Origin of the sequence: Pseudomonas sp. HB05 (assembly GCF_016756915.1) — a bacterium.
Classification (GTDB): Bacteria; Pseudomonadota; Gammaproteobacteria; order Pseudomonadales; family Pseudomonadaceae; genus Aquipseudomonas; species Aquipseudomonas alvandae.
On record NZ_JAESPG010000005.1, the window covers coordinates 57,602 to 84,129 of the forward strand.

At 61.7% G+C, this 26,528-nt stretch carries 28 protein-coding genes; 26 read left to right on the forward strand and 2 right to left on the reverse strand.

Features of this window, described 5'->3' with window-relative positions; translation table 11 throughout:
* The first annotated feature begins 16 nt into the window (after positions 1-16).
* The 26 genes from JMN22_RS07250 (at position 17) to JMN22_RS07375 (ending at position 24,267) form a co-directional block, all read left to right on the forward strand.
* On the forward strand, positions 17-322 hold the full coding sequence (locus tag JMN22_RS07250; protein WP_030141081.1) for an STAS domain-containing protein: 306 nt from the start codon (positions 17-19) through the stop codon (positions 320-322).
* Positions 323-327: 5 nt separating this feature from the next.
* Positions 328-2,034 (forward strand): ATP-binding SpoIIE family protein phosphatase, encoded by a 1,707-nt coding sequence (locus tag JMN22_RS07255; protein ID WP_030141080.1) that lies wholly within the window; start codon positions 328-330, stop codon positions 2,032-2,034.
* A 31-nt stretch (positions 2,035-2,065) separates the two neighbouring features.
* Complete coding sequence (locus tag JMN22_RS07260) at positions 2,066-2,410, forward strand: Hpt domain-containing protein (RefSeq protein WP_198797724.1); 345 nt, start codon at positions 2,066-2,068, stop codon at positions 2,408-2,410.
* Positions 2,411-2,495: 85 nt separating this feature from the next.
* Complete coding sequence (locus JMN22_RS07265; protein ID WP_198797725.1) at positions 2,496-3,860, forward strand: flagellar hook-length control protein FliK; 1,365 nt, start codon at positions 2,496-2,498, stop codon at positions 3,858-3,860.
* A gap of 233 nt (positions 3,861-4,093) precedes the next feature.
* A complete protein-coding gene (gene fliL, locus JMN22_RS07270; RefSeq protein WP_030141077.1) occupies positions 4,094-4,597 on the forward strand; it encodes a flagellar basal body-associated protein FliL in 504 nt (167 codons plus the stop codon).
* Between the two features lie 10 nt (positions 4,598-4,607).
* Positions 4,608-5,576, forward strand: coding sequence for a flagellar motor switch protein FliM (fliM, locus tag JMN22_RS07275; protein WP_030141076.1), 969 nt, complete (start codon positions 4,608-4,610; stop codon positions 5,574-5,576).
* 60 nt (positions 5,577-5,636) lie between these two features.
* The gene (gene fliN / locus JMN22_RS07280; protein ID WP_030141075.1) at positions 5,637-6,095 is read left to right on the forward strand and encodes a flagellar motor switch protein FliN; all 459 of its coding nucleotides are present in this window, start codon (positions 5,637-5,639) and stop codon (positions 6,093-6,095) included.
* Positions 6,096-6,533 (forward strand): flagellar biosynthetic protein FliO, encoded by a 438-nt coding sequence (fliO, locus tag JMN22_RS07285; protein WP_030141074.1) that lies wholly within the window; start codon positions 6,096-6,098, stop codon positions 6,531-6,533.
* On the forward strand, positions 6,533-7,282 hold the full coding sequence (gene fliP / locus JMN22_RS07290) for a flagellar type III secretion system pore protein FliP (protein WP_030141073.1): 750 nt from the start codon (positions 6,533-6,535) through the stop codon (positions 7,280-7,282). Before fliO ends, fliP begins: the two co-directional genes overlap by 1 nt.
* A 23-nt stretch (positions 7,283-7,305) precedes the next feature.
* Complete coding sequence (gene fliQ, locus JMN22_RS07295) at positions 7,306-7,575, forward strand: flagellar biosynthesis protein FliQ (protein ID WP_003184009.1); 270 nt, start codon at positions 7,306-7,308, stop codon at positions 7,573-7,575.
* 10 nt (positions 7,576-7,585) lie between these two features.
* Positions 7,586-8,362, forward strand: coding sequence for a flagellar biosynthetic protein FliR (gene fliR, locus JMN22_RS07300; RefSeq protein WP_437127698.1), 777 nt, complete (start codon positions 7,586-7,588; stop codon positions 8,360-8,362).
* Positions 8,363-8,365: 3 nt separating this feature from the next.
* Positions 8,366-9,502, forward strand: a complete 1,137-nt coding sequence (flhB, locus tag JMN22_RS07305; RefSeq protein ID WP_030141071.1) for a flagellar biosynthesis protein FlhB — start codon at positions 8,366-8,368, stop codon at positions 9,500-9,502.
* A 375-nt stretch (positions 9,503-9,877) separates the two neighbouring features.
* Positions 9,878-12,007 (forward strand): flagellar biosynthesis protein FlhA, encoded by a 2,130-nt coding sequence (flhA, locus tag JMN22_RS07310; RefSeq protein ID WP_198797727.1) that lies wholly within the window; start codon positions 9,878-9,880, stop codon positions 12,005-12,007.
* A gap of 11 nt (positions 12,008-12,018) precedes the next feature.
* The gene (flhF, locus tag JMN22_RS07315) at positions 12,019-13,368 is read left to right on the forward strand and encodes a flagellar biosynthesis protein FlhF (protein ID WP_030141069.1); all 1,350 of its coding nucleotides are present in this window, start codon (positions 12,019-12,021) and stop codon (positions 13,366-13,368) included.
* A 116-nt stretch (positions 13,369-13,484) separates the two neighbouring features.
* Positions 13,485-14,315, forward strand: a complete 831-nt coding sequence (gene fleN / locus JMN22_RS07320) for a flagellar synthesis regulator FleN (protein ID WP_003184001.1) — start codon at positions 13,485-13,487, stop codon at positions 14,313-14,315.
* Positions 14,312-15,055, forward strand: coding sequence for an RNA polymerase sigma factor FliA (gene fliA / locus JMN22_RS07325; RefSeq protein ID WP_030141068.1), 744 nt, complete (start codon positions 14,312-14,314; stop codon positions 15,053-15,055). The genes fleN and fliA overlap by 4 nt, the downstream gene beginning before the upstream one ends.
* A gap of 167 nt (positions 15,056-15,222) precedes the next feature.
* Positions 15,223-15,594 carry a chemotaxis response regulator CheY gene (locus JMN22_RS07330; protein ID WP_003183998.1) on the forward strand — a complete coding sequence of 124 codons (372 nt, stop codon included), beginning with the start codon at positions 15,223-15,225 and terminating at the stop codon, positions 15,592-15,594.
* 18 nt (positions 15,595-15,612) lie between these two features.
* On the forward strand, positions 15,613-16,398 hold the full coding sequence (locus JMN22_RS07335) for a protein phosphatase CheZ (protein WP_030141067.1): 786 nt from the start codon (positions 15,613-15,615) through the stop codon (positions 16,396-16,398).
* Positions 16,399-16,426: 28 nt separating this feature from the next.
* Entirely contained in the window at positions 16,427-18,691 is a 2,265-nt protein-coding gene (locus JMN22_RS07340; protein WP_198797728.1) for a chemotaxis protein CheA, read from the forward strand.
* Positions 18,692-18,739: 48 nt separating this feature from the next.
* Positions 18,740-19,873 (forward strand): protein-glutamate methylesterase/protein-glutamine glutaminase, encoded by a 1,134-nt coding sequence (locus tag JMN22_RS07345; protein WP_198797729.1) that lies wholly within the window; start codon positions 18,740-18,742, stop codon positions 19,871-19,873.
* Positions 19,873-20,613, forward strand: coding sequence for a flagellar motor protein (locus tag JMN22_RS07350; RefSeq protein ID WP_030141064.1), 741 nt, complete (start codon positions 19,873-19,875; stop codon positions 20,611-20,613). The genes JMN22_RS07345 and JMN22_RS07350 overlap by 1 nt, the downstream gene beginning before the upstream one ends.
* Before the next feature lie 4 nt (positions 20,614-20,617).
* Positions 20,618-21,502, forward strand: a complete 885-nt coding sequence (gene motD / locus JMN22_RS07355) for a flagellar motor protein MotD (protein ID WP_030141063.1) — start codon at positions 20,618-20,620, stop codon at positions 21,500-21,502.
* Positions 21,503-21,551: 49 nt separating this feature from the next.
* A complete protein-coding gene (locus JMN22_RS07360; protein WP_030141062.1) occupies positions 21,552-22,343 on the forward strand; it encodes a ParA family protein in 792 nt (263 codons plus the stop codon).
* A gap of 96 nt (positions 22,344-22,439) precedes the next feature.
* Positions 22,440-23,312 (forward strand): CheW domain-containing protein, encoded by an 873-nt coding sequence (locus tag JMN22_RS07365; protein WP_198797730.1) that lies wholly within the window; start codon positions 22,440-22,442, stop codon positions 23,310-23,312.
* A 72-nt stretch (positions 23,313-23,384) separates the two neighbouring features.
* A complete protein-coding gene (locus JMN22_RS07370; RefSeq protein ID WP_024778681.1) occupies positions 23,385-23,870 on the forward strand; it encodes a chemotaxis protein CheW in 486 nt (161 codons plus the stop codon).
* Between the two features lies 1 nt (position 23,871).
* Positions 23,872-24,267 (forward strand): DUF2802 domain-containing protein, encoded by a 396-nt coding sequence (locus JMN22_RS07375; protein WP_030141059.1) that lies wholly within the window; start codon positions 23,872-23,874, stop codon positions 24,265-24,267.
* Between the two features lie 269 nt (positions 24,268-24,536).
* Here JMN22_RS07375 and JMN22_RS07380 read toward each other — a convergent pair whose 3' ends face one another.
* On the reverse strand, positions 24,537-24,860 hold the full coding sequence (locus tag JMN22_RS07380; protein WP_030141058.1) for an EscU/YscU/HrcU family type III secretion system export apparatus switch protein: 324 nt from the start codon (positions 24,858-24,860) through the stop codon (positions 24,537-24,539).
* On the reverse strand, positions 24,857-26,428 hold the full coding sequence (fliK, locus tag JMN22_RS07385; protein ID WP_198797731.1) for a flagellar hook-length control protein FliK: 1,572 nt from the start codon (positions 26,426-26,428) through the stop codon (positions 24,857-24,859). The genes JMN22_RS07380 and fliK overlap by 4 nt, the downstream gene beginning before the upstream one ends.
* Between the last annotated feature and the right edge of the window lie 100 nt (positions 26,429-26,528).

Here is a 26,528-nt window from a genome sequence, read left to right on the forward strand (position 1 = left end):
TGACAAGGAAGTGAATATGTCTGTCATTACCGAAGTATCTCCGGATGGGCAAAAACTGACGATCTCGATCAAGGGTCGCTTCGATTTTGGCCGGCACCAGGAGTTTCGTGAGTCTTATGAAAAGCTCAACACGAAACCCGAGTCCATCGTGGTGGATCTGAAAGAAGCCACTTACCTCGACAGTTCTGCGTTGGGCATGCTCCTGCTGTTGCGTGACCATGCCGGTGGCGACGAATCGGATATCCGCGTCGTCAACAGCAGCAGCGACGTCAAGAAAATCCTCGCGATCTCCAATTTCGACAAGCTGTTCGATATCAGTTGATCGCCATGCAATCGTCGCCGGAGCCGCTGACGATCCTGATTGCCGAAGACAGTGCCGCCGATCGACTGCTGTTGTCGACCATCGTCCGTCGCCAGGGCCATCACGTGCTCACTGCGGCTGACGGTGCCGAGGCGGTCGAGGTCTATCTGCAACAGCGTCCGCATCTTGTGTTGATGGACGCGATGATGCCGGTCATGGATGGTTTTGAAGCGGCGCAGAAGATCAAGCAGTTGGCCGGGGATCAACTGGTCCCGATCATCTTTCTCACCTCGTTGACCGAAAGCGAAGGGCTTGCCCGATGCCTCGAGGCCGGTGGTGATGACTTCCTGGCAAAACCCTATAACCAAGTAATCCTGGCCGCCAAGATCAAGGCGATGGACCGTTTGCGTCGGCTGCAAGCCACGGTGGTGGAGCAGCGCGACCAGATCGCCCGGCACCATGACTATCTGCTCAACGAGCAGCGGGTCGCCAAGGCGGTATTCGACAAGATTGCCCACTCCGGCTGCCTGAGCGCGCCGAACATCCGTTACCTGCAATCGCCCTACGCCTTGTTCAACGGCGATCTGCTGTTGGCCGCGTTCAATCCGGCCGGCGACATGCATATCCTGCTCGGGGACTTTACGGGTCACGGATTGCCGGCGGCGGTGGGGGCGATGCCGCTGGCGGAAGTGTTCTACGGGATGACCGCCAAGGGCTACGGCCTGGCGCAGATCCTGCGGGAGATGAATGCCAAGCTCAAGCGCATCCTGCCGGTGGATATGTTCTGTTGCGCGACGCTGCTGTGCCTGAGTTTCCAGCGCTGCACCGTAGAGATCTGGAACGGTGGCATGCCCGACGGTTATCTGCACGACAGCCTCACTGGCGTACGCACACCGTTGCCGGCGCGGCATTTGCCGTTGGGCGTACTGACGCCTCAGTTGTTTGACGACCGCACCGAAGTCCACCCTATGTCGGTGGGCGATCGGGTGTTCCTGCTGTCCGATGGCGTGATCGAGACCAGTGACCGCGACGACCAGCCGTTTGGCGTGGAGCGGTTGCAGCAGGTATTTTCGGCCAACCGTGAGCCCGACCGCCTGTTCGAAGATATCCAGCAAGCCCTGCAGGATTTTCGCGGCGAGGCCCGTGACGACTTCAGCATGATCGAGGTGCGTCTCGTCGCCCCGACGCAACTCAATCCGCCGCCTCCGGTCTATTCCGATAGCGGCCAGTCCAGTCCGCTGGACTGGTCGGTAAGCTTTGAATTCCGGGCGCAGACGCTCAAGCGGTTCAACCCGATGCCTTACCTTTTGCAATTGCTGCTTGAGGTTCATGGGCTCAGGGCACACAGTGGCGCCCTTTACAGCGTGCTGTCGGAGCTGTATTCCAACGCCCTCGAACATGGGGTGTTGGGGTTGGACTCCAGCCTCAAGCGCGATGCGACGGGTTTCGCCCGTTACTACCGCGAGCGCAACGAGCGCCTGGACGCGTTGAGCGATGGCCATGTGCGGGTGCATTTGCACGTCACCCCCAATGGTGACGGTGGCTGTCTGGTCATTGAGGTCGAGGACAGCGGCAAGGGCTTCGATGTTGCCAAGGTGATGGCGCGACCCGTGGATCGCGACCGATTATCTGGGCGTGGCGTGAGCCTGGTGCGTCAACTCTGCCAGCGGGCCTCCTGGTCCGACGATGGTCGTAGTGCACGCGTGGAGTTTTTCTGGGAGGCTCTGGCATAATCGGAGCCAATCTTGATCAGGGAGCGAGCAAGTGAGTGAAATTCATCTCGATCGCGACGTGCTCAGCACGTTGAGGGAAGTCATGGAGGACGGGTATCCGGAATTGCTGGACACCTTCCTCGAGGATTCCGAAGCACGCCTGCGTGTGCTGCATGAAGCCAGGGACGCCGAAAAGCTGAGCGCCACGGCCCACAGTTTCAAGGGCAGTAGCAGCAACATGGGTGCCCTGCGCCTGGCTGAGCTGTGTGGTGAGCTGGAGCAACGCGCCAAACAGCCGTCGCTGAGTGGTATCGAAAAACTGGTCAATGAAATCGACAGCGAGTTTGCCTTCGTCCGCACGCTTTGCCGGGAAGAGCGTGAAGGCTTTCATTGCTGAAACGATGTCGTCCGACGCGTTGGCCCGTCCCTTGCATTGTCCTGTCTCGACTGCATCTTGATTCCAGTGCAGCGGAGACCATTTTATGCCTGTTACGCCCAATACACTCCTGCAGGCCACTGCTCCGGCCAAGCCGCAGGCCGCCGTCAATCCGCTGGCAGCGGGCCCGGAAGCCGGGAATAAAGCCTCCAGCTTCGCTCAGGTCTTCGCCAAGCAGGCCCCCGTCAAATCACCGACGGTCGTTGATCCGTCGGTAAAGCCGGGGCGCGACAAGACTTCCGACACCTCCGTCAAAAAGGATGTCGACAGCGATACGGCTGCCGCTCCGGAGCCGGTGGTTGCCGATAGCGGCAAACCCTTGCCCGCCGACAAGCCGGCTGCTGCCGACGACAAGACTGCGCAGGATGACGATACCGAAGCGGCCGAGAAGCCCGTAGCGGACGCCGCGCCTGTCGATCCAACCCTTGATCCTGCGTTGTTGCCGGTCGTTGCGGTGACCACTGCCGAGGTTCAGCCCGCCCCCGTGGTGGTTGCGGCCGATGCTCAAGTCACCGCTGCGGTGGCGGCTGCCGTTGTTCCTACGACGGCGGCCAATGCCCCGGCACCCGTGACGGATCCGGAGTTCGACCCGCAAGCTGATCCGCTCGACGCGCTGCCAGCCTTGCGGTTGGCGATGGAGCAGGGCGGTCATGTGTCGGCTTCCAGCCAGGCGCAACCCAAGGCCGCCCCGACGTCCTCGCCCGATGGCGAACCGACCTCGGCCCAGACGTTTGCCGCCGGCATGGCCAGCATGCTCACTGTGCAAGCCGACCAGGACAGCACCGGTGCCGGCAGCCAGGGTGGCGACAAGGCGTTCAGTGGCCTGATCAGCGAAGGCCTAAAGGACCTGACCGCGGCTTCGAGCGATACCCGCGTCGATGACTTTGCCAATCGCTTGGCGGCACTGACCCAGGCCGCCACGCCGAAAACCGCCAACGCGGTGCCGGTCAACCAGCCCATCGCCATGAACCAGAGCGGCTGGACCGAGGAAGTGGTCAACCGGGTAATGTACTTGTCGAGCGCCAATCTCAAGGCGGCCGACATCCAGTTGCAGCCGGCCGAACTCGGGCGCCTGGACATCCGGGTGAACATGGTTCCGGACCAGCAGACCCAAGTCACCTTCATGAGCGCCCACGCTGGCGTTCGTGAAGCCCTCGAAGGCCAGATGCATCGCTTGCGCGACAGCTTTGCCCAGCAAGGCATGGGGCAGGTCGACGTGAACGTGTCGGATCAATCCCGTGGTTCGCAGAACCAGGACCAACAAGCCCAGCAGCAGGCCCAGGCCGGACGCACGACGTCCTCGGGCGGGCGGGTGGATTCGGTGGATGAAGCCGCTCCCGCCAGCATCGCTGAAGTGGCTGCCAGCACGACCAGCGTCATCGGCACCAGTGCGGTCGACTACTACGCCTGATTCAATGCAACAACCCCTGTGGGAGCGAGCTTGCTCGCGATAGCGGATTTGTCAGTCACCTTGTTCGGAACTGATCCACCGCTATCGCGAGCAAGCTCGCTCCCACATTGGTTTCTGCGGTCCCTGGAGATCGCATCAAGCTCGCTACTCCAAGTGCGGACACTTCTGGCATAACACTTGCTCCTGCCTAGCCATGCAACAGTGAACCCCCCGATTAGTGACGGATTATTGGCATGGCGAAGAGTGAAGCAGCAGCTGTAAAAGACCCTGCAACCAAAGGCAAACTCAAGATGATCATCCTGATCGTGGTGGGCTTGCTCCTGGCGATGGGCGTTTCGGTGGGGGCGACCTGGTATTTCATGCACAGCGCCCAAAGCAAGCCGGCACCGGCGGCGGAAGCCGCACCGGTGGGCAAGCAGCCGGCGATTTTCGAGCCCATGGCCCCGGCCTTCGTTGCCAACTACACCGTGAACGGTCGTCAACGCTACATGCAGGTCAGCATCACGTTGCAGGGCCGCAACCAGGCCGACCTGGAAGCGTTGCGTGTGCACATGCCATTGATCCGCAATAACCTGGTGATGCTGTTTTCCGGACAGAGTTTCGACACCCTCGCCACCCCGGTCGGCCAGGAAATGCTGCGTCAGAAAGCCACGGCCAGCGTGCAGGAAGTGGCCCAGAAAGAGCTTGGCAAAGTGGTGATCGAACAGTTGCTCTTCACTAACTTCGTATTGCAGTAGGAAACACGACATGGCCGTGCAGGACTTGTTGTCCCAGGACGAAATCGACGCGCTGTTGCACGGTGTCGACGACGGCCTGGTGCAAACCGAAAACGCTGCTGACCCGGGCAGCGTCAAAAGCTACGACCTGACCAGCCAGGACCGCATCGTTCGCGGACGCATGCCGACCCTGGAAATGATCAACGAGCGTTTCGCCCGCTACACCCGTATCAGCATGTTCAACATGCTGCGCCGCTCGGCCGACGTGGCCGTGGGTGGCGTGCAGGTGATGAAGTTCGGCGAATACGTGCACTCGCTGTACGTGCCCACCAGCCTCAACCTGGTGAAGATCAAGCCGCTGCGCGGTACGGCGCTGTTCATTCTCGACGCCAAGCTGGTGTTCAAGCTGGTGGACAACTTCTTTGGTGGCGACGGTCGTCACGCCAAGATCGAAGGTCGCGAATTCACCCCGACGGAACTGCGCGTCGTGCGCATGGTGCTGGAACAGGCCTTCGTCGACCTGAAGGAAGCCTGGCAGGCGATCATGGAAGTGAACTTCGAGTACATCAACTCGGAAGTGAACCCGGCCATGGCGAACATCGTCGGCCCGAGCGAAGCCATTGTCGTCTCGACGTTCCACATCGAACTCGACGGCGGCGGCGGCGACCTGCACGTGACCATGCCGTATTCGATGATCGAGCCGGTGCGTGAAATGCTCGACGCCGGTTTCCAGTCGGACCTCGACGACCAGGACGAACGCTGGATCAACGCGTTGCGCCAGGACGTGCTGGACGTCGACGTGCCGATCGGCGCGACGGTTGCCCGGCGCCAGCTGCGCCTGCGGGACATCCTGCACATGCAGCCGGGGGACATCATCCCCGTCGAGATGCCGGAAGACATGATCATGCGTGCCAATGGCGTGCCGGCCTTCAAGGTCAAGATGGGCTCTCACAAAGGCAACCTGGCGTTGCAGGTAATCGAGCCGATCGAACGCCGCTGAGCGCTGTCAATTTCTTAAGTTTTCGTTTTTAACTGAATTTTTGCCCGCCGAGGAAACATGATGGCTGACGATATGAATACCCAGGATGACCAGGCGCTGGCCGACGAGTGGGCTGCGGCCCTGGAAGAAACCGGCGACGCCGGGCAGGCCGACATCGATGCGTTGCTGGCAGCCGATACCGGCGCCCACGCGTCCAACCGCCTGCAGATGGAAGAGTTCGGCAGCGTGCCAAAAAGCAACGAGCAAGTGACGCTCGACGGGCCGAACCTGGACGTGATCCTCGACATCCCGGTGTCGATTTCCATGGAAGTGGGCAGCACCGACATCAACATCCGCAACCTGCTGCAGCTCAACCAGGGTTCGGTAATCGAACTCGATCGCCTGGCCGGTGAGCCGCTGGACGTGTTGGTCAACGGCACCTTGATCGCCCATGGCGAGGTGGTGGTGGTCAACGAGAAGTTCGGCATTCGCCTGACGGACGTGATCAGCCCGAGCGAACGCATCAAGAAGCTGCGCTGAATGAAAGGTTTTTTCGCCGCAGCCTTGATGCTGCCGTTCAGTGTGCTGGCGGCCGAGCCGGTGGCCAATGCGGCCGTTGCGCCGGCCAGTGGCAGCGGCATCGCCGGGCAGTTGGCGCAACTGGTGCTGGGGCTGCTCCTGGTGCTCGGGGTGATTTTCTTCCTGGCGTGGATGCTGCGGCGCGTGCAACAGGCGGGGCCCGCCGGCAAAGGTCAGGTCATCGACATCATCAGTTCCCGGGCGTTGGGCCCGCGGGATCGGCTGGTGCTGGTGCAGGTAGGCAACGAGCAGATCCTGCTGGGGCTGAGCCCCGGCACCATCACCGCGCTGCACGTCCTCAAGGAGCCGGTCCAGGTGCCCTCCGCTGAGCAGGCCACCCCCGAATTTGCCCAGCGGCTCATGGAACTGCTGGGTAAAGATCAAAAGGATAAAAAGTAATGCCGTTGCGCATTCTGTTGGCGTTGGCCCTGATGCTGGCCGCGCCGTTGGCGTTTGCCGCCGATCCGCTGTCGATCCCGGCGATCACCCTCGGCACCAATGCCGAAGGGGCACAGGAATACTCGGTCAGCCTGCAGATCCTGCTGATCATGACTGCGCTGAGTTTCATCCCGGCGTTTGTCATGCTGATGACCAGTTTCACTCGGATCATCATCGTCTTTTCCATCCTGCGCCAGGCGCTGGGGCTGCAACAGACGCCGTCGAACCAGATCCTCACCGGCATGGCGCTGTTCCTGACCATGTTCATCATGGCGCCGGTATTCGACAGGGTGAACCAGGACGCGCTGCAACCCTACCTGGCGGAAAAACTCAGTGCCCAGGATGCCGTGGCCAAGGCTCAGGTGCCGATCAAGGATTTCATGCTCGCCCAGACTCGCAGCAGCGACCTGGACCTGTTCATGCGCCTGTCCAAGCGCACCGACATCGCCAGTCCTGACCAGGCTCCGCTGACGATCCTGGTGCCGGCGTTCGTGACGTCCGAGTTGAAGACTGCGTTCCAGATCGGTTTCATGATTTTCATCCCGTTCCTGATCATCGACCTGGTGGTCGCCAGTATCCTCATGGCCATGGGCATGATGATGCTGTCGCCGCTGATCATTTCCCTGCCGTTCAAGATCATGTTGTTTGTGCTGGTGGATGGCTGGGCGTTGATCATCGGCACCCTGGCGGGCAGTTTCGGCGGTGTCTAGACCACTTGCGCGGGTAACACGATATGACGCCTGAAGTTGCGGTAGACCTATTCCGCGAAGCCCTCTGGCTGACCACCATGATGGTTGCCATCCTGGTGATCCCGAGCCTGCTGGTGGGCCTGCTGGTGGCGATGTTCCAGGCCGCCACGCAGATCAACGAACAGACCTTGAGTTTCCTGCCGCGCCTGCTGGTGATGCTGGTCACGCTGATCGTCGCCGGTCCCTGGCTGGTGCAAACCTTCATGGAATACATCCTGCAGTTGTACGGCAGTATTCCGCAGTTGATCGGCTGACCGGATGTCGATGCTCGCGTTGACGGACACCCAGATCAGTAGCTGGGTGGCGTCGTTTGTCCTGCCGTTATTCCGCGTCACTGCGGTGCTGATGAGCATGCCGGTCTTCGGCACGACCCTGGTGCCGGGGCGCGTGCGTCTGTATCTGGCCCTGGCGATCACCGTGGTCATCGCTCCCGGACTGCCGCCGATGCCGCCGGTCAATGCGCTGGACCTCAGTGCGCTGATGCTGGTGGCCGAACAGATCCTCATCGGCGCCTTGCTGGGCTTTTCGCTGCAGTTGTTTTTCCAGGCGTTCGTGGTCGCCGGGCAAATCATTTCGATCCAGATGGGCATGGCCTTCGCCTCGATGATCGACCCCACCAATGGCGTCAACACCGCGGTGATCGGGCAATTCCTGACGATGCTGGTGACGTTGTTGTTCCTGGCCATGAACGGGCACCTGGTGGTGTTCGAGGTCTTGACCGAGAGCTTCACGACGATGCCGGTGGGCAGCGCGATGCTGGTCAATCATTTCTGGGAAATCGCCGGCAAGCTCGGCTGGGTCCTCGGCGCGGCCATGGTGCTGGTGTTGCCGGCGATCACCGCGTTGCTGGTGGTCAACATCGCCTTCGGCGTGATGACCCGGGCGGCCCCGCAGTTGAACATCTTCTCCATTGGCTTCCCGCTGACCCTGGTGTTGGGCATGGTGATTTTCTGGGTCAGCCTCGGGGACATCCTCAACCAGTACCAGCCGCTGGCCACCCAGGCCTTGCAGTTGTTACGCGACATGGCACAGGCGCGCTGAACCATGGCCGAGAGCGAAAGCGGTCAGGACAAGACAGAAGACCCCACGGAGAAGCGCAAGAAAGAATCCAGGGAAAAGGGCGAAATTGCGCGTTCCAAAGAACTCAATACCTTGGCGATCATGCTCGCCGGCGCTGGTGGCTTGCTGATCTACGGTGGTGGGCTGGCCTTGGATCTGCTGGAAATCATGCGCCTGAATTTTTCGCTGCCTCGGGAAGTGCTGCTCAGCCCTGGGGCCATGGCGCAGTACTTGTTGCATTCGGGCAAGATCGCCATCGTGGCGGTGCAGCCAGTGCTGATCTTCTTGTTGCTGGCCGCTTTCCTGGGGCCTATTTCCTTGGGCGGGTGGTTGTTTTCCGGTAAGACCATGGCGCCCAAGTTCAGCCGAATGAATCCTGCGAGTGGGCTCAAGCGGATGTTCTCCACAACGGCTCTGATGGAGCTGTTAAAAGCGCTTGGTAAGTTTTTCCTGGTTCTTTTCGTGGCGCTGACGGTATTGCAGGCTGATATCGATGACTTGCTGCGCATTGCCCATGAGCCGCTGGAACAGGCCATTATCCACAGCGTGCAACTGGTGGGCTGGAGCACCTTGTGGATGGCCTGTGGCTTGATCCTGATCGCCGCCATCGACGTGCCGATCCAGCTCTACCAAAGCAAGCAGAAGCTGATGATGACCAAGCAGGAAATCCGCGACGAATATAAGGATCAGGAGGGCAAGCCGGAGGTCAAGCAGCGGATCCGCCAGTTGCAGCGCGAGGTCTCCCAGCGCCGGATGATGGCGGCGATTCCCGACGCCGACGTAGTCATCACCAACCCGACCCACTATGCCGTCGCGCTCAAGTACGACCCGGACAAAGGCAATGCGCCGGTCCTCTTGGCCAAGGGCAGCGATTTCCTGGCGTTGAAGATCCGCGAGATCGCCGTCGCCAACGAAGTGATGCTGCTCGAATCCCCGGCATTGGCGCGGTCGATCTACTACTCCACCGAACTCGACCAGGAAATTCCGGGAGGCCTGTACCTGGCCGTGGCGCAGGTCCTGGCGTACGTCTACCAGATCCGCCAGCACCGCGCCGGCAAGGGCAAGCGCCCCGAACCGCTCAAGGACCTGCCGATCCCGCCGGATTTGCGCCGCGATTCCTGATCCCGGCTAACGCAAAGCCCTGTGCGAACTGATGCTGCTCAATCAAGGCAATCGATGAACCCGTGGCGAGGGAGCTTGCTCCCGCTGGGCCGCGAAGCGGCCCCTTAGGCCGCGAGATGCAGAGCATCAGGCACTCCGCACCCGCCGGTTTACGACTGCTTCGCAGCCGAGCGGGAGCAAGCTCCCTCGCCACAGATACATCATTTTTCTCGAGCGGACCGCAGGACCGCGTGGGTGCAGGCTTTCCCACAGGGCTGGACGTACGTCAAGCCGCTCTATTTCAGCTTCTCGCAAAAGTTGGAAAGCTTCTTGCAATACCCCGCCTGCGCCCCTCTCGGGCGTCAAAAGTTTGCTTCACAGGAACGGGGAATATTGGTGGATCGCTCTCAGTTACTCAGCACCGCGCGCAGCAACGTCGTAGACCTCAGCCGGGGTAATCTGGGCGTGCCGCTGTTGCTGCTGGTCATGCTCGCCATGATGATGCTGCCGGTGCCGCCGTTCCTGCTGGACGTGTTCTTCACGTTCAACATCGCCTTGTCGATCGTGGTCCTGCTGGTCTGCGTATACGCCCTGCGGCCGCTGGATTTCGCCGTCTTCCCGACCATCCTGCTGGTGGCGACACTGTTGCGCCTGGCGCTGAACGTGGCGTCCACCCGGGTGGTGATGATTCATGGCCAAGAAGGCCACGCCGCCGCCGGTAAGGTGATCCAGGCCTTCGGTGAGGTGGTGATCGGCGGTAACTACGTGGTCGGTATCGTGGTCTTCGCCATCTTGATGATCATCAACTTCGTCGTGGTGACCAAGGGCGCCGGGCGGATTTCCGAGGTGAGCGCACGTTTCACCCTCGATGCGATGCCCGGCAAGCAAATGGCGATCGACGCCGACCTCAACGCTGGCCTCATCGACCAGGGCCAGGCCAAGCTGCGACGCCTGGAAGTGGCCCAGGAAGCCGAGTTCTACGGTTCCATGGACGGTGCCAGCAAATTCGTGCGCGGTGACGCCATCGCCGGCCTGTTGATTCTGTTCATCAACCTGATCGGCGGCATGGCCGTCGGCATCTTCCAACATGGCATGACCTTCGGCGATGCCGGCAAGGTCTACGCCTTGTTGACCATCGGTGACGGTTTGGTGGCGCAATTGCCATCACTGCTGTTATCCACAGCCGCTGCGATCATGGTGACCCGTGCTTCGGGCTCCGAAGACATGGGCAAGCAGATCAGTCGCCAAATGTTCGCCTCGCCCAAGGCCCTGGCTGTTGCCGCCGGCCTGATGGCGGTGATGGGCCTGGTGCCTGGCATGCCGCATTTTTCCTTCCTGAGCATGGCGGCCCTGGCGGCTGGCGGTGCCTACCTGTTCTGGAAAAAGCAGAATGTGCAAAAGGTCCAGGCGTTGGAAGAGGTCAAGCGCCAGCAGGAACTGCTGCCATCGCCGGCTCGCGCCATGGAAACCAAGGAGCTGGGCTGGGACGACGTGACGCCGATCGACATGATTGGCCTGGAAGTCGGCTACCGCCTGATTCCATTGGTCGACCGCAACCAGGGTGGTCAATTGCTGGCGCGGATCAAGGGCGTGCGCAAGAAGCTGTCCCAGGACCTGGGCTTCCTGATGCCGACCGTGCACATCCGCGACAACCTCGACCTGGCGCCGAGCGCCTATCGCCTGACGCTCATGGGCGTGATCCTGGCCGAAGCCGAGATCTACCCGGACCGCGAGCTGGCGATCAACCCAGGTCAGGTCTACGGTTCGCTCAACGGTATTACCGCCAAGGATCCGGCTTTCGGCCTGGAAGCGGTGTGGATCGAAATCAGCCAGCGCGCCCAGGCCCAGTCCCTCGGCTATACCGTGGTGGACGCCAGCACAGTGGTGGCGACCCACTTGAACCAGATTCTGTACAAGCATTCCAGCGAGCTGATCGGCCACGAAGAAGTCCAGCAATTGCTGCAAGTACTGGCCAAAGGCTCGCCGAAGCTGGCTGAAGAGCTGGTGCCGGGCGTGGTTTCGTTGTCGCAGTTGCTCAAGGTGTTGCAGGCGCTGTTGGCTGAACAGGTGCCCGTGCGCGACATCCGCAGCATTGCCGAAGCGATCGCCAACAACGCTTCGAAGAGTCAAGATACCGCCGCCCTGGTGGCTGCGGTGCGGGTCGGCGTATCCCGTGCAATCGTCCAAAGCATTGTAGGCACTGAGTCTGAGCTGCCTGTGATCACTCTGGAGCCAAGGTTGGAACAGATATTGCTCAATAGTCTGCAGAAGGCAGGACAAGGCTCGGAAGAGGGTGTCCTGCTGGAGCCAAGCATGGCCGAGAAGCTGCAACGTTCGTTGATCGACGCAGCCCAGCGGCAAGAGATGCAAGGCCAACCGGTGATCCTGCTGGTGGCCGGTCCGATTCGCGCGATGCTCTCGCGATTCGGGCGCCTCGCGGTCCCGGGGCTGCATGTGCTGGCGTACCAGGAAATACCGGACAACAAGCAAGTGACCATCGTTGCGACAGTAGGGCCCAACGGCTGAGGTAGTGGTTTATGCAAGTGAAGCGTTTTTTCGCCGCCGATATGCGTCAGGCCATGAAGCTGGTACGTGACGAGCTGGGCGCTGAAGCAGCCATCATTGGCAATCGCCGGATCGCTGGCGGTGTCGAGCTGACGGCTGCGCTGGATTACAAATTGTCGGCGCTGGCCCCGCGCGTTCCGAACATGGAACTCGAGGATGAGCTGCGCAAGACCCAGTCGCGTATCGCCAGCGCCCAGGCCGAATTGAGCCTGCGCAGCAGCGAAGGCGCGGCGAGCGCTGGCACCAATCGTCAATTGTTCGCCGGCCAGCCATTGACCGCAGGCCTGCCGCTGACCGCCGCCGAACCGCTGGTCGAGGCCACGCCGGCCGAGCCGCGTCGCCCGGAGCCGGCGCCTGCTGCGCCTGCCCGCGGTGTCGACCCGCGCGCCTTCGACTCGATGCGCTTCGAACTCAACAGCCTGCGTGAGCTGATGGAAGTCCAGCTCGGCTCGCTGGCCTGGAACCAACTGCAAGGCAGCCGTCCAGCCCAGGCCAACCTGTGGCGTCGCCTGCAACGCATTGGCCTGTCCGGCCCGTTGGCGCGCGATCTGCTGGCGCTGATCAATGGCATCGAAGAGCCTCGCCAGGCCTGGCGCATGCTGCTGGCGCACCTGGCGCGGATGATCGCCACGCCGGAAGTCGAGCCACTGGAAGAAGGCGGAGTGATTGCCATGGTCGGCCCGGCCGGCATGGGCAAGACCACCACCCTGGCCAAGCTCGCGGCCCGTTATGTCCTCAAGTACGGCGCGCAGAGTATCGCCCTGGTGAGCATGGACAGTTTCCGCATCGGCGCCCAGGAACAACTCAAGACCCTGGGTCGGATCCTCAATGTGTCGGTGACCCATGTGGACCCGGGCCAATCCCTGGCCCAGGCGCTGGAGCCGCTGATGCGCAAGCGCGTCGTGCTGATCGACACCGCCGGCCTGCAAGCCAGCGATCCGGCCCTGCGCATGCAGCTGGAAAGCCTGGCCGGACGTGGCATCAAGTCAAAAAATTATCTCGTGTTGGCAACCACCAGCCAGAAACAGGTTCTAACCGCCGCATACCACAGCTACAAACGCTGCGGGCTGGCCGGCTGCATCCTGACTAAGCTGGACGAAACGGCAAGCCTGGGCGAGGTGTTGAGCCTGGCGATCGGTCATGAACTACCGGTGGCCTACCTGACCGACGGGCCGCGGATCCCGGATGATTTGCATCTGCCGCGCCGTCATCAACTGGTCAGTCGTGCCGTGAGTGTGCAAATGCAGGAAGAACCCAGCGAAGAAGCCATGGCTGACATGTTCGCTGATATCTACCACAGCCCGACCAAGCAGGTTGGCTGAGGTATTCATGAATATTTTTTGTACCTACATCGATGGTCTGCCATGCATTGTTCCATATGTGAACGCGCAGCCAGTAATGTGGCCTCCGTCTAAGTAAGACAAGGTAAAGAACGAACATGGGCAGCATGCATCCCGTACAGGTGATCGCGGTGACCGGCGGCAAAGGTGGCGTCGGCAAGACTAACGTGTCAGTGAACTTGTCCCTGGCCCTGGCAGAGCTAGGCCGACGGGTCATGTTGCTGGACGCCGACCTGGGCCTGGCGAACGTCGACGTGCTGCTGGGGTTGACACCCAAGCGCACCCTGGCGGACGTGATCGAAGGCCGCTGCGAACTGCGCGACGTGCTCCTGCAGGGGCCCGGCGGGATTCGCATCGTGCCGGCCGCTTCCGGCACCCAGAGCATGGTGCACCTGACCCCGGCGCAGCACGCCGGCCTGATCCAGGCTTTCAGCGACATCGGCGACAACCTCGATGTGCTGGTGATCGACACGGCTGCCGGCATCGGTGACTCGGTGGTCAGTTTTGTCCGCGCCGCCCAGGAAGTCCTGCTGGTGGTCTGCGACGAACCGACGTCCATCACCGACGCCTACGCCCTGATCAAGCTGCTTAACCGCGACTATGGCATGAACCGGTTCCGCGTCCTGGCCAACATGGCCCAGAGCCCGCAGGAAGGACGCAACCTGTTCGCCAAGTTGACAAAGGTCACGGATCGCTTCCTGGACGTCGCCCTACAATACGTCGGCGCAGTGCCTTACGACGAAAGCGTACGCAAGGCGGTCCAGAAGCAACGTGCCGTATATGAAGCCTTTCCACGTTCCAAATGCGCGCTGGCGTTCAAGGCGATCGCCCAGAAGGTCGATACCTGGCCACTGCCCGCCAACCCACGCGGGCATCTGGAATTTTTCGTCGAGCGTCTTGTGCAACAAACAGCAGGGCCCGTGTTATGACAGCCAGCGGTTACAACCATCTCTACAAAAAATCGGCACGGGACGCCCAGTACGAATTGATCGAGCGTTACGCGCCATTGGTCAAGCGCATCGCCTATCACTTGCTGGCACGCTTGCCGGCCAGTGTCCAGGTCGAAGACCTGATCCAGGCGGGCATGATTGGCCTGTTGGAAGTGGCGAACAAATACGACGCCAGCAAAGGCGCCAGCTTCGAGACCTATGCCGGTATCCGCATTCGCGGCGCCATGCTCGATGAAGTCCGCAAGGGCGATTGGGCACCGCGTTCAGTGCACCGCAATACCCGTATGGTCAGTGACGCGATTCGCGCGATTGAAGCTAAAACCGGGCGTGACGCTAAAGATCATGAGGTTGCGGCCGAACTCCAATTGAGTCTCGACGATTATTACGGGATTTTGAACGATACCTTGGGCAGTCGCCTGTTCAGTTTCGACGACCTGTTGCAGGACGGCGAACACGAGGGGCTGCATGAGGATGGCGCAAGTGCTCACATGGAGCCATCGCGCGACCTGGAAGATGAACGCTTCCAGAGTGCGTTGGCGGAAGCGATTGCCAATTTGCCGGAGCGTGAGCGACTGGTCTTGGCGCTGTACTACGACGAAGAGCTGAACCTCAAGGAAATCGGTGAGGTCCTGGGGGTCAGCGAATCGCGGGTCAGCCAGTTACACAGCCAGTGCGCGGCCCGTCTGCGGGGGCGTTTGGGGGAGTGGCGAGCACGCTGACAGGCGGTGCGGAGATGCTGCGAGCGGGGCAGGCATGGCAAGTGCCACGCCAGTCTCCATCCGTTGTGCTCCAGACCGTTGTCGAGTGTTGTGCCGGATTGATTGAAATGGCGCGTTCAGGTGCTGGGCGCGTTTAAGACTGCTTGGAGGTCGAATTGGACAAGAACATGAAAATCCTCATCGTTGATGACTTCTCAACGATGCGGCGGATCATAAAAAACCTGTTGCGTGACCTTGGGTTCACCAACACGGTCGAGGCCGACGATGGCACCACTGCCATTCCGGTTCTCAACAGCGGGAGCATCGACTTTCTGGTGACTGACTGGAACATGCCTGGCATGACCGGTATCGACTTGCTGCGCCATGTGCGCGCCGACGAAAAACTCAAGCACCTCCCGGTGCTGATGGTGACTGCCGAAGCCAAGCGCGAGCAGATCATCGAAGCGGCCCAGGCCGGTGTAAACGGCTATGTGGTCAAACCCTTCACGGCCCAGGCGTTGAAAGAGAAGATCGAAAAAATCTTCGAACGCATCGGTTAACGGCGCCACGGGGGAGCTATGGACAACGAATCTTCAATGGGCGATTTCGAATCGACCCTGAAAAAACATGCCCGCGAACTGGTCGACAGCCTTGAAAAGGGCCGCTTCGGCGATGCGGTTCAAATGATTCATGAGCTCAACCAGACCCGGGATCGTGGTCTGTACCAGGAAGTCGGCAAGCTCACCCGTGAACTGCACAGCGCGATCGTCAATTTCCAGATCGATCCGAACATGCCGCAGGCCGAGGAAGTCTCGCAGATTACCGACGCGACCGAGCGCCTTGGCTATGTGGTCAAGCTGACCGAAGCCGCGGCCAACCGCACCATGGACCTGGTGGAAAGCGCAACGCCCCTGGTCAACGGCCTGAGCGAGGAAGCCCAGGCGTTGAGCACCGATTGGGGACGGTTCATGCGTCGCGAAGTCGGCGCCGAGGAATTTCGGGAGCTGGCCCGGCGGGTCGACGGTTTCCTGACACGCAGCAGCGCCGAGAACCGCGCCGTGGCAAGCAACCTCAACGACATTCTGTTGGCCCAGGATTACCAGGACCTCACCGGCCAGGTGATCAAGCGTGTGACCCAACTGGTCACCGAAGTGGAAAGCAATCTGCTCAAGCTGGTGTTGATGGCTAGCCAGGTCGACCGCTTTGCCGGCATCGAACACGACCGTGAAGCGATGCTTGCTGAAAAAGATCCACAAAAACATCTCTCTCAGGGTGAAGGTCCGCAGATTCATGCCGATAAAAGAGAAGACGTTGTGTCCGGTCAGGACGATGTGGACGATTTGCTGTCCAGCCTTGGATTTTGATTTAGCCCTATTTTAGGAGCAGCCATTAATGAGCTTCGGCGCCGATGAAGAGATCCTTCAGGATTTCCTGGTTGAGGCCGGCGAGATTCTAGAGCAACTGTCCGAACAGCTGGTCGAGCTGGAAAGCCGACCTGATGATGCGGATCTGCTCAATGCAATTTTTCGCGGTTTCCACACTGTAAAAGGAGGCGCCGGCTTCCTCCAGCTCAATGAGCTGGTGGAGTGCTGCCACATTGCCGAGAACGTGTTCGACATCCTGCGCAAGGGTGAGCGTCGCGTCGACTCGGAACTGATGGACGTGGTGCTCGAAGCGCTGGATGCGGTCAACAGCATGTTCAGCGAAGTGCGCGAGCGCTCGCCGATCACCGCGGCCACGCCAGAGCTGCTCGCCGCGCTGTCGCGCCTGGCCGAGCCGCAGTCGGCTGACGAAGCCGCGCCGGTGGCCGAGCCTGTTGTGGAAGAGCCGGTCGCCGAGGAATCGGGCGACATCACCGACCATGAATTCGAATCGCTGCTGGACTCGCTGAACGCCGTCAAGGCCGAAGCCGAGGCGCCAACCGCACCTGCTGTGCCAGCCGCCGACGGCGCTGCCAGCGATGAAATTACCGACGACGAGTTCGAGTCGCTGCTTGACCAGTTGCACGGCAAGGGCCAGTTCGCCCCCGATGCGGTCGCAGCGCCGGCGGCCCCGGCTGCGCCAAAGGCAGCGGGGGATAACTCCGACATTACCGACGACGAATTCGAGGCATTGCTCGACCAGTTGCATGGCAAGGGCAACTTTGCCGTCGATGCCCTGGATTCGGCCATCGCCTCCGCGCCGACACCGGCCAAGCCAGCGGCTGCGGCGGCCGGCAGTGACCTGATCAGCGACCACGAATTCGAATCGCTGCTCGATGAGCTGCATGGCAAGGGCAAGTTCAGCGAAGTCGGCAAGGCTACCGCCGCGCCCGCCGCTGCAACCACCGCCGCCGCCGCGACAGCCGCACCCGCCGCGAAGGCTGCGCCCAAGCCGGCCGCCAAGGCCCCGGAACCGAAGGCCGAGACACCGAAACCCGCTGCTGCCGCCGCGCCGGCGCCAGCCCGTGCTCCGGCGGCCGCGCCTGCGGAAAAACCGGCCAGCGAAGCCGAGACCACCGTTCGGGTCGACACCGCGCGCCTGGACGAGATCATGAACATGGTCGGCGAACTGGTGCTGGTGCGTAACCGCCTGGTGCGCCTGGGTCTCAACAGCCAGGACGAAGCCATGTCCAAGGCCGTGTCGAACCTCGACGTGGTCACGGCCGACTTGCAGACCGCGGTCATGAAGACCCGGATGCAGCCGATCAAGAAAGTCTTCGGGCGCTTCCCGCGCCTGGTTCGCGACCTGGCTCGCCAGCTCAAGAAAGAAATCAACCTGGAACTGGTGGGTGAAGAGACCGACCTCGACAAGAACCTTGTCGAAGCCCTGGCCGACCCGCTGGTCCACTTGGTGCGCAACGCGGTCGACCACGGCATCGAGTCGCCGGAAGAGCGCGAAGCCTCGGGCAAGGTCCGCAGCGGCAAGGTGATCCTGGCCGCCGAGCAGGAGGGCGACCACATCCTGTTGTCGATCTCCGACGACGGCAAGGGCATGGACCCGAACGTCCTCCGAGCGATCGCGGTGAAGCGTGGCGTGATGGACAAGGACGCGGCCGATCGCCTGAGCGACACCGAGTGCTACAACCTGATCTTCGCCCCGGGCTTCTCGACCAAGACCGAGATCTCCGACGTATCCGGTCGTGGCGTGGGCATGGACGTGGTGAAAACCAAGATTTCCCAGCTCAACGGCTCGATCAACATTTACTCGACCAAGGGCCAGGGCTCGAAGATCGTCATCAAGGTCCCGTTGACCCTGGCGATCATGCCGACCCTGATGGTGATGCTGGGCAACCAGGCGTTTGCCTTCCCGCTGGTCAACGTCAACGAGATTTTCCACCTCGACCTGTCGCGCACCAACGTGGTCGACGGCCAGGAAGTGGTCATCGTGCGGGACAAGGCACTGCCGCTGTTCTACCTCAAGCGCTGGCTGGTCAGCTCCGCCGCCCATGTCGAGCAGGGCGAGGGCCACGTGGTGATCCTTTCGGTGGGCACCCAGCGGATCGGCTTTGTCGTCGACCAGTTGGTGGGCCAGGAAGAAGTGGTCATCAAGCCGTTGGGCAAGATGCTCCAGGGCACCCCGGGCATGTCCGGCGCCACCATCACCGGCGACGGCCGCATCGCGTTGATCCTCGATGTGCCAAGCATGCTCAAGCGCTACGCCGCCCGGCGTATTTGATTCTGGAGGGGCGCGGCCCGACGCCGCGCCTCGTCTAACGGAGTGTTTATGGTAGTTAAAGTCCTGGTGGTGGACGATTCGGGGTTTTTCCGCCGCCGCGTCTCGGAAATTCTTTCGGCGGACACGAGCATTCAGGTCGTCGGTACGGCGACCAACGGCAAAGAGGCAATCGATCAGGCCCTGGCGCTCAAGCCGGACGTGATCACCATGGACTACGAGATGCCGATGATGGACGGCATCACGGCGGTGCGGCATATCATGCAGCGCTGCCCGACCCCGGTCTTGATGTTCTCCTCCCTGACCCATGAAGGCGCTCGAGTCACGCTCGATGCGCTGGACGCCGGGGCGGTGGACTTCCTGCCGAAGAACTTCGAGGACATTTCGCGCAACCCGGACAAGGTCCGCCAGTTGCTGTGCGAGAAGGTCCACAGCATTTCCCGCAGCAACCGCCGCGTCAGTGCCTACAGCGCACCGGCGCCTGCGCCGACTGCTGCGCCTGCGCCAGCGCCGACACCTTCTGCGTCGAGTAACTTCAACCCGGCGCCGGTTCGCAGTGCTCCGGCACCTGCACCTGCGCGCTCGGCGCCAGCCAGCCCGTCGTCGCCAGCGCCCAAGCGCAAGGCCTACAAACTGGTTGCCATCGGCACGTCTACCGGTGGTCCGGTGGCACTGCAACGGGTGCTGACCCAATTGCCGGCCAACTTCCCGGCACCAATCGTGTTGATCCAGCACATGCCAGCGGCCTTCACCAAGGCGTTTGCCGAACGTCTGGACAAACTCTGCCGCATCAGCGTCAAGGAAGCCGAGGATGGCGACATCCTGCGGCCAGGCCTGGCGCTGCTGGCACCGGGCGGCAAGCAGATGATGATCGACGGTCGTGGCGCGGTGAAGATCCTGCCGGGCGACGAGCGCTTGAACTACAAGCCTTGCGTCGATATCACCTTCGGTTCCGCGGCGAAATCCTACGGTGACAAAGTTCTGGCGGTGGTCCTCACCGGCATGGGCGCCGACGGTCGTGAGGGTGCCCGCTTGCTCAAGCAGGGCGGCAGCGCGATCTGGGCCCAGGATGAAGCCAGCTGCGTGATCTACGGCATGCCGATGGCGATCGTCAAAGCCGACCTCGCCGATGCGGTCTACAGCCTGGATGACATGGGTAAAAATCTGGTCGAGGCCTGCCTGTAATGGATGTGCTCAGCCTGATCGGCATCATCATGGCGTTCGTCGCCATCATCGGTGGCAACTATCTGGAAGGCGGCCACCTTGGCGCGCTGGCCAACGGTCCCGCCGCATTGATCGTGCTCGGTGGCACCGTTGGCGCTGCGCTGTTGCAGTCGCCCATGAGCGCCTTCAAGCGGGCCATGCAGGTCCTGGTGTGGATTCTGTTCCCGCCTCGGGTCGACCTGGCCGGCGGCATCGACCGCGTGGTGAACTGGAGCCTGACCGCTCGCAAGGAAGGCCTGCTGGGCCTGGAAGGCGTGGCCGACGCCGAACCCGACAACTACTCGCGCAAGGGCTTGCAGTTGCTGGTGGACGGCGCCGAACCCGAAGCGATCCGCAGCATCCTGGAAGTGGATTTCTACACCCAGGAAGCCCGCGACATCGAAGCGGCGAAAGTGTTCGAGAGCATGGGCGGCTACGCGCCGACCATCGGCATCATCGGTGCGGTCATGGGCCTGATCCACGTGATGGGCAACCTGGCCGACCCGTCGCAACTGGGCAGCGGCATCGCCGTGGCCTTCGTCGCCACCATCTATGGCGTGGCGAGTGCCAACCTGGTGCTGCTGCCGATCGCGGCCAAGCTCAAGTCCATCGCGCTGCGCCAGTCGCGCTACCGCGAAATGTTGCTGGAAGGGATCCTGTCGATCGCCGAAGGTGAAAACCCGCGTTCCATCGAGTTGAAGCTCCAGGGCTTCATGGACTAAGGCCATGGCACGTCGCAGAAATCACGAAGAACACGTCAACCATGAACGCTGGCTCGTTTCCTACGCCGACTTCATCACGCTGCTGTTCGCCTTTTTCGTGGTCATGTATTCGATCTCTTCGGTCAACGAAGGCAAGTACAAGGTTATTTCCGAGGCGTTGATCGGTGTCTTTACCGATTCCGACCGGGCCCTCAAGCCTATTCCGATTGGCGAGGAGCGGCCCAAGACCGTGACTCCCGCCAAGCCGCTGGTCAAGGATGCCGAACAGGTCGACGCCGGCATTGCCGGTAGCAGCGATCCGTTGAAGAGCATTGCCGATGACATCAGCGCCGCGTTCGGCGACCTGATCAGCTCAAACCAGATGACCGTGCGTGGCAACGAGTTGTGGGTTGAGATCGAACTCAACTCCAGCCTGCTGTTTGGCAGCGGCGACGCCATGCCCAGCGACATGGCCTTCAACATCATCGACAAGGTCGCGGCGATCCTGAAGCCGTTCGACAACCCGATCCACGTCGAAGGCTTCACTGACGACCAGCCGATCCGCACCGCGCAGTACCCGACCAACTGGGAGCTGTCTTCGGCCCGTTCGGCGAGCATCGTCCGCATGCTCGCCATGCAGGGTGTCAACCCCGGTCGCCTGGCGTCGGTGGGTTATGGCGAGTTCCAGCCGGTGGCCAACAACGCCACCGCAGAAGGGCGCGCGCGCAACCGGCGGGTGGTGCTGGTGGTCTCGCGCAACCTCGATGTGCGTCGCAGCCTGACCGGCACCGGCACGGCCAATGCAAAACCGGATGCGGCATTGAAGCGGGCTGGCACACAAACTGCACCGACCCCGGTCAAGTCGCCGGTAAGACAGAACGCCGTCAATTCTCCGTCACCGGCTTTATAACCGAGCTATTTCTCGGTCGAGCGCGTCTCGACCGGGAGGAACGATCCGAATGAGAGTCTGGGCAGTCGCCAATCAAAAAGGTGGTGTGGGCAAAACCACATCCTCCATCGCTCTAGCCGGTTTGCTGGCTGAGGCGGGCAAGCGCGTGGTCATCGTCGATCTGGACCCCCACGGCTCGATGACCAGTTATTTCGGCTACGATCCCGACAGCCTGGAACACAGCAACTACGACCTGTTCCTGCACAAGGGCACCGTGCCCGAGGGCTTGCCGGGGCAATTGCTGCTGTCGACCAGTGATGAGCGGATTTCCCTGTTGCCGTCGAGCACCGCCTTGGCCACCCTGGAGCGCCAGTCGCCGGGCCAGAGCGGCCTGGGCCTGGTGATCGCCAAGAGTCTGGCGCAACTGTGGCAGGATTTCGATTACGCGATCATCGACAGCCCGCCGTTGCTGGGGCTGCTGATGGTCAACGCGTTGGCGGCCAGCCAGCAATTGGTGATCCCGGTGCAGACCGAACACTTGGCGGTGAAAGGCCTGGAACGCATGGTCAACACCCTGGCGATGGTCAACCGTTCCCGCAAGCAATCGTTGGCGTTCAATATCGTGCCGACCTTGTTCGACCGTCGCACCCAGGCGTCCCTCGGTACCCTGCGGGTATTGCGCGACATGTACCCGGATGACATCTGGCAAGGCTACATCCCAGTCGATACCCGCCTGCGAGACGCCAGCCGTGCCGGTGTGACGCCGTCGCAGTTCGATGGCAAAAGCCGCGGTGTTCTGGCCTATCGCGCGCTCCTCAAGCACCTGCTGGCCCAGCAGCTCGTCCCGCAGCAGGTGGCTTAAGGTGAGCAGTTTCTCCATGAACGGAGCGTTCGCTCGCCGGTCCTCAAGTCCTGGCGCATTCATGCCGATAACCTTTTCAAGTGGCGCACAGTTCTCATGAACCGGCCGATCAAGACAACTTCGCGTCCGCAAATGGCCTTGCAGTCCTATCTGGATGGGCTCTTGCAGGAAGCGACCGAAGAATTGCCAGCGCCGCCGAGCGCGGTCGAGGCATTGCCCGAGCCCGTCGAAGCCGAGGTGGTGCTGGACGAGTTTCAGGCGGCCGTGCTCGAAGAGCAGGCCCGTGACGCACAAGCGTCGGTGATTGTTGCTGCGGTCGAGGCACCGTTCATCAAGCCTCAGGTGGCGGTGATGGAAGCCCCCGCGCCAATCCTGGCGCCGGTCTCCACCGTCGCCCCGTTGCTACAGGGGCTGGTGACGCCGGTGGTGGAAATCCACCTGCCGCCGAGCAATACACCACCGCCGGTGCAGGTCGATGACCGTCCGGCGTGGGCCGCCGAGCCGTTCGAATGCCTGTTGTTCGACGTGGCCGGGTTGACGCTGGCGGTGCCGCTGGTCTGCCTGGGATCGATCTACTCCCTGGCCGGCCAGGAATTGACGCCGTTGTTTGGCCAGCCGGAGTGGTTCCTCGGAATCCTGCCGAGCCAGGCCGGCAACCTGAAGGTGCTGGATACCGCGCGCTGGGTCATGCCGGACCGTTATCGCGATGATTTTCGCCAAGGCCTGCAGTACGTGATTTCGGTGCAAGGTTACGAATGGGGATTGGCGGTGCATCAGGTCAGCCGTTCGCTGCGCCTGGACCCGAACGAGATCAAGTGGCGCAGCCATCGAGGGCAACGGCCATGGCTGGCCGGTACGGTGATCGAACACATGTGCGCCTTGCTGGACGTTTCCGAACTGGCGGAGCTGATCGCCAGCGGCGGGGCAAAACACCTGGACGGCGGCAAGCCGGTCCGGAAACCGAAATAAGACAACCGGCGACGCAAGGCGCCGCCGGACAGAACACACACCGCCACAGGCGGTTTTTCGAGGGGTCAGGGTATGAATGATAAGGCGTCGTCTCTCAAGGGTTCCGAAGATCCGATCTTGCAATGGGTGACGTTCAAGCTCGATAACGAAACCTACGGCATCAACGTGATGCGCGTGCAGGAAGTGCTGCGCTACACCGAGATCGCCCCGGTTCCGGGTGCGCCAAGCTACGTGCTGGGCATCATCAACCTGCGCGGTAACGTCGTGACCGTCATCGACACCCGCCAGCGTTTCGGCTTGAACTCCACCGAGGTCAACGACAACACCCGTATCGTGATCATCGAGGCCGACAAGCAAGTGGTCGGTATCCTGGTCGACAGCGTGGCCGAAGTGGTTTACTTGCGTCAGTCGGAAATCGAAACCGCGCCTAACGTCGGTAACGAAGAATCGGCGAAGTTCATCCAGGGCGTCTGCAACAAGAACAATGAGTTGCTGATCCTGGTCGAACTGGAAAAAATGATGAGCGAAGAAGAGTGGTCGGAACTGGAGAGTATCTGATTTGATTCTTGAGGTAGCAGTCATTGTCCTGTTCCTTTTCTGGGCAGGCACGCTGGCGATGTTTTTGTCCTACATACGTGGCCAGCGGGATATCGCCGCTCAACAGGCCCAGGGTGATGCGCTGCGCGACCAGCGCATCAAGGACCTGGCCAAGCGTGTCGACGACTATCAGAACGGCACCGTGCGCATGGGCGAAGCGCTCCATGAGCTGCGTGCCGTGGTCGCGCCGTTGCCGGACAAACTGGCGCAACTGGAACAGCGCGACCCCTCCAGCCTGTCCTTCGCCCAAGCCGCCCGACTGGTCGGCATGGGCGCCAGCATCGACGAACTGACCCAGGCCTGCGGCCTGACCCAGGCCGAGGCGGAATTGATGAGCAAGCTGCACAAGGGCGGTTGATATCTATCTATCGCCCTAGGCCAATGTGGGAGCGAGCCTGCTCGCGAAAGCGGTGTGACAGTCAATAGAGATGTTGAATGTGAGTCCGCCTTCGCGAGCAGGCTCGCTCCCACAGGTTTTTCTGGCGGGTGCATCGATCATCCCAGCCAAGCCACCTGTGGCGAGGGAGCTTGCTCCCGCTGGGTTGCGCAGCGACCCCAGGCTTTTTACGACTGCTGCGCAGCCGAGCGGGAGCAAGCTCCCTCGCCACGGGATAGTGCCTTCAGCGACTAGTAATCATCCCCACGTTCCGTCACATCTTTCTCCACACTCTGCGCATGCGGGTCAAAGCCCTGGGGGAACTTGCCCTTCAGGTTCCACGCAAACGCGATGATCTCGGCAATCGTGCGGTACAACTCTTCCGGGATGCTGTCCCCCAGTTCCATCCGCGCCAGCAGCTTCACCAACTCGGCATTTTCATAAATCGGCACCTCGCTTTCCCGGGCGATGCGCAGGATTTCCTCGGCCAGGGCTTCGTCGCCCTTGGCGGTGAGGGTTGGGGCGTGGTGGCCGTCGTACTTGAGGGCGATGGCCTGGCGGGGTTCTGTGTTCATGCGGTTTCGTCCACCCAGCGTTGTTCCAGCTGAGTCTTGGGGCCCTGGGGCGGGGTGCCGAGGTGGCAATCGAGGTCGCCGACGTTCAACCCGCACGTCACCAGGCGTTCACGCAATGCGGTCAGGTTCCGTTCGATCAGGCTGGCGGTGTACGGCCGTTCTGCCCACAACTGGCTGGACAGGCTGCCACTGAGCAACTGGGCCTGAATCTGCAGCGGCCCCAGCGGTTCCATGTCGAATGCCAATTCGACCCGCCACAGTTGCTGTTTCGGCTCGGGTTGTTCGCGGCGTTCGTCCGGCTGATCCCGGGCGGCGGTTTCCTCACGCTGGAACTTGACCTGCAGCGGCACGATGTCCTGCAGGTTGCGCATCGGAATTTCCAATTGCCACGTACTCATCAGCCGACCGTCATCGGTCAGCCCGGTTTGCTCCAGGCTCGACAATTGATGGCTTTGCAGGCGTGAAACGGCGGCGGCTGCCAGGCGCAGCAGGTGCTCCAGGTCGCCTTCTTCGTCTTGTCCCTTCAACAGCCGCGAGGGCAGCGGAAAACTGGTGGGTTGTGGCTTGGCGCTGACTTGGCCGAGCATCCCCAGGGCGCTGCGGACAAAGCTGGGCAGGGCCTGGGCCAGTGTGTTGGCGGCGATGATGGCAGAGAGGTTGGTGGAGGCGGGCAGGGCGGGTGTCAACTGGGCGATCAGTTTCAGCAGGTCGCCCTTGAGGTCCGGCGCCAGGCTTGGCGGCTGTCCGGCCAGGAGTTTGCTTTCAAGGAACGCGCCGCTGGCGATCATCGCTTGGGCCAGTCCCTTGGGGGTGCTCAGTTGTTGTACATCCGGAAGACCGGCCAATAGGCGCGTCACGGCGGCGCGCAGCTCGGGGCCGGTTTCGTCGCTGGCGGGAAGGTTCTGCAGGGCGGCGAGCAAGCTGTCCAGCGAACCCTGGCGGCTTACCTGCGTCACCAGTTGCTGGCTCACCGCCAGTTGTTCCTGGCGATTGCTCAAGGGCACGAATTTCAACGTCTGCGCGTCTTGCACTTGCGCACTCAACAGCATGCCGATCCGCAGCGGCTGTGGACTGTCAATGTCCAGGGTACTGCCGGCCTGGGCGGTGTTGAGCAGGCTCACCAGCGAGCGATACACCGCCGGTTGCCCTGGCAGTTGTGGCAAGGCCTGGCTGGTCAGCACCTTGCCTTGCAACAAGGTGCCCACGGGCAACTGCGCGGTGTCGATTCGGGTGAGGGTGGCGACACTGGAGGCGAGGGCCTGCTGCACGGTGATCGCCAGGTTGCTGGCGGACGGCTGGGTCACGGCCAGGCTGGTGCCCTGGGGCAATGGCTGGGTGCTGGTGGCCTGTACGGTGGCTTGGCGACCGCTTTCCAGCGTGACCTTGAGCAGCAACTGAAACGCCTGGTCCGCCTGCTTGAGCGACAGCACCTCGGCCTGGGCCGTCTGGCCAGGGCCGATCAGCCCTTCGGCGGGTGCCAGCAACTTGAGCAATTCCCCCGTCACCGCGGGCATTCGCGTCGTTGCCGTGAGCTGGGGCAGTGGCGGGATGTTCATGTCGCCTGTCATTAGCGGTCTTACCTTGGAATCAGCCCAGAGGGGGCTTCACATGTATAATGCCGCCCGCCTTCCGGAGAGTGGCAAAAACCTTGCAATTGTTTGACGCAGC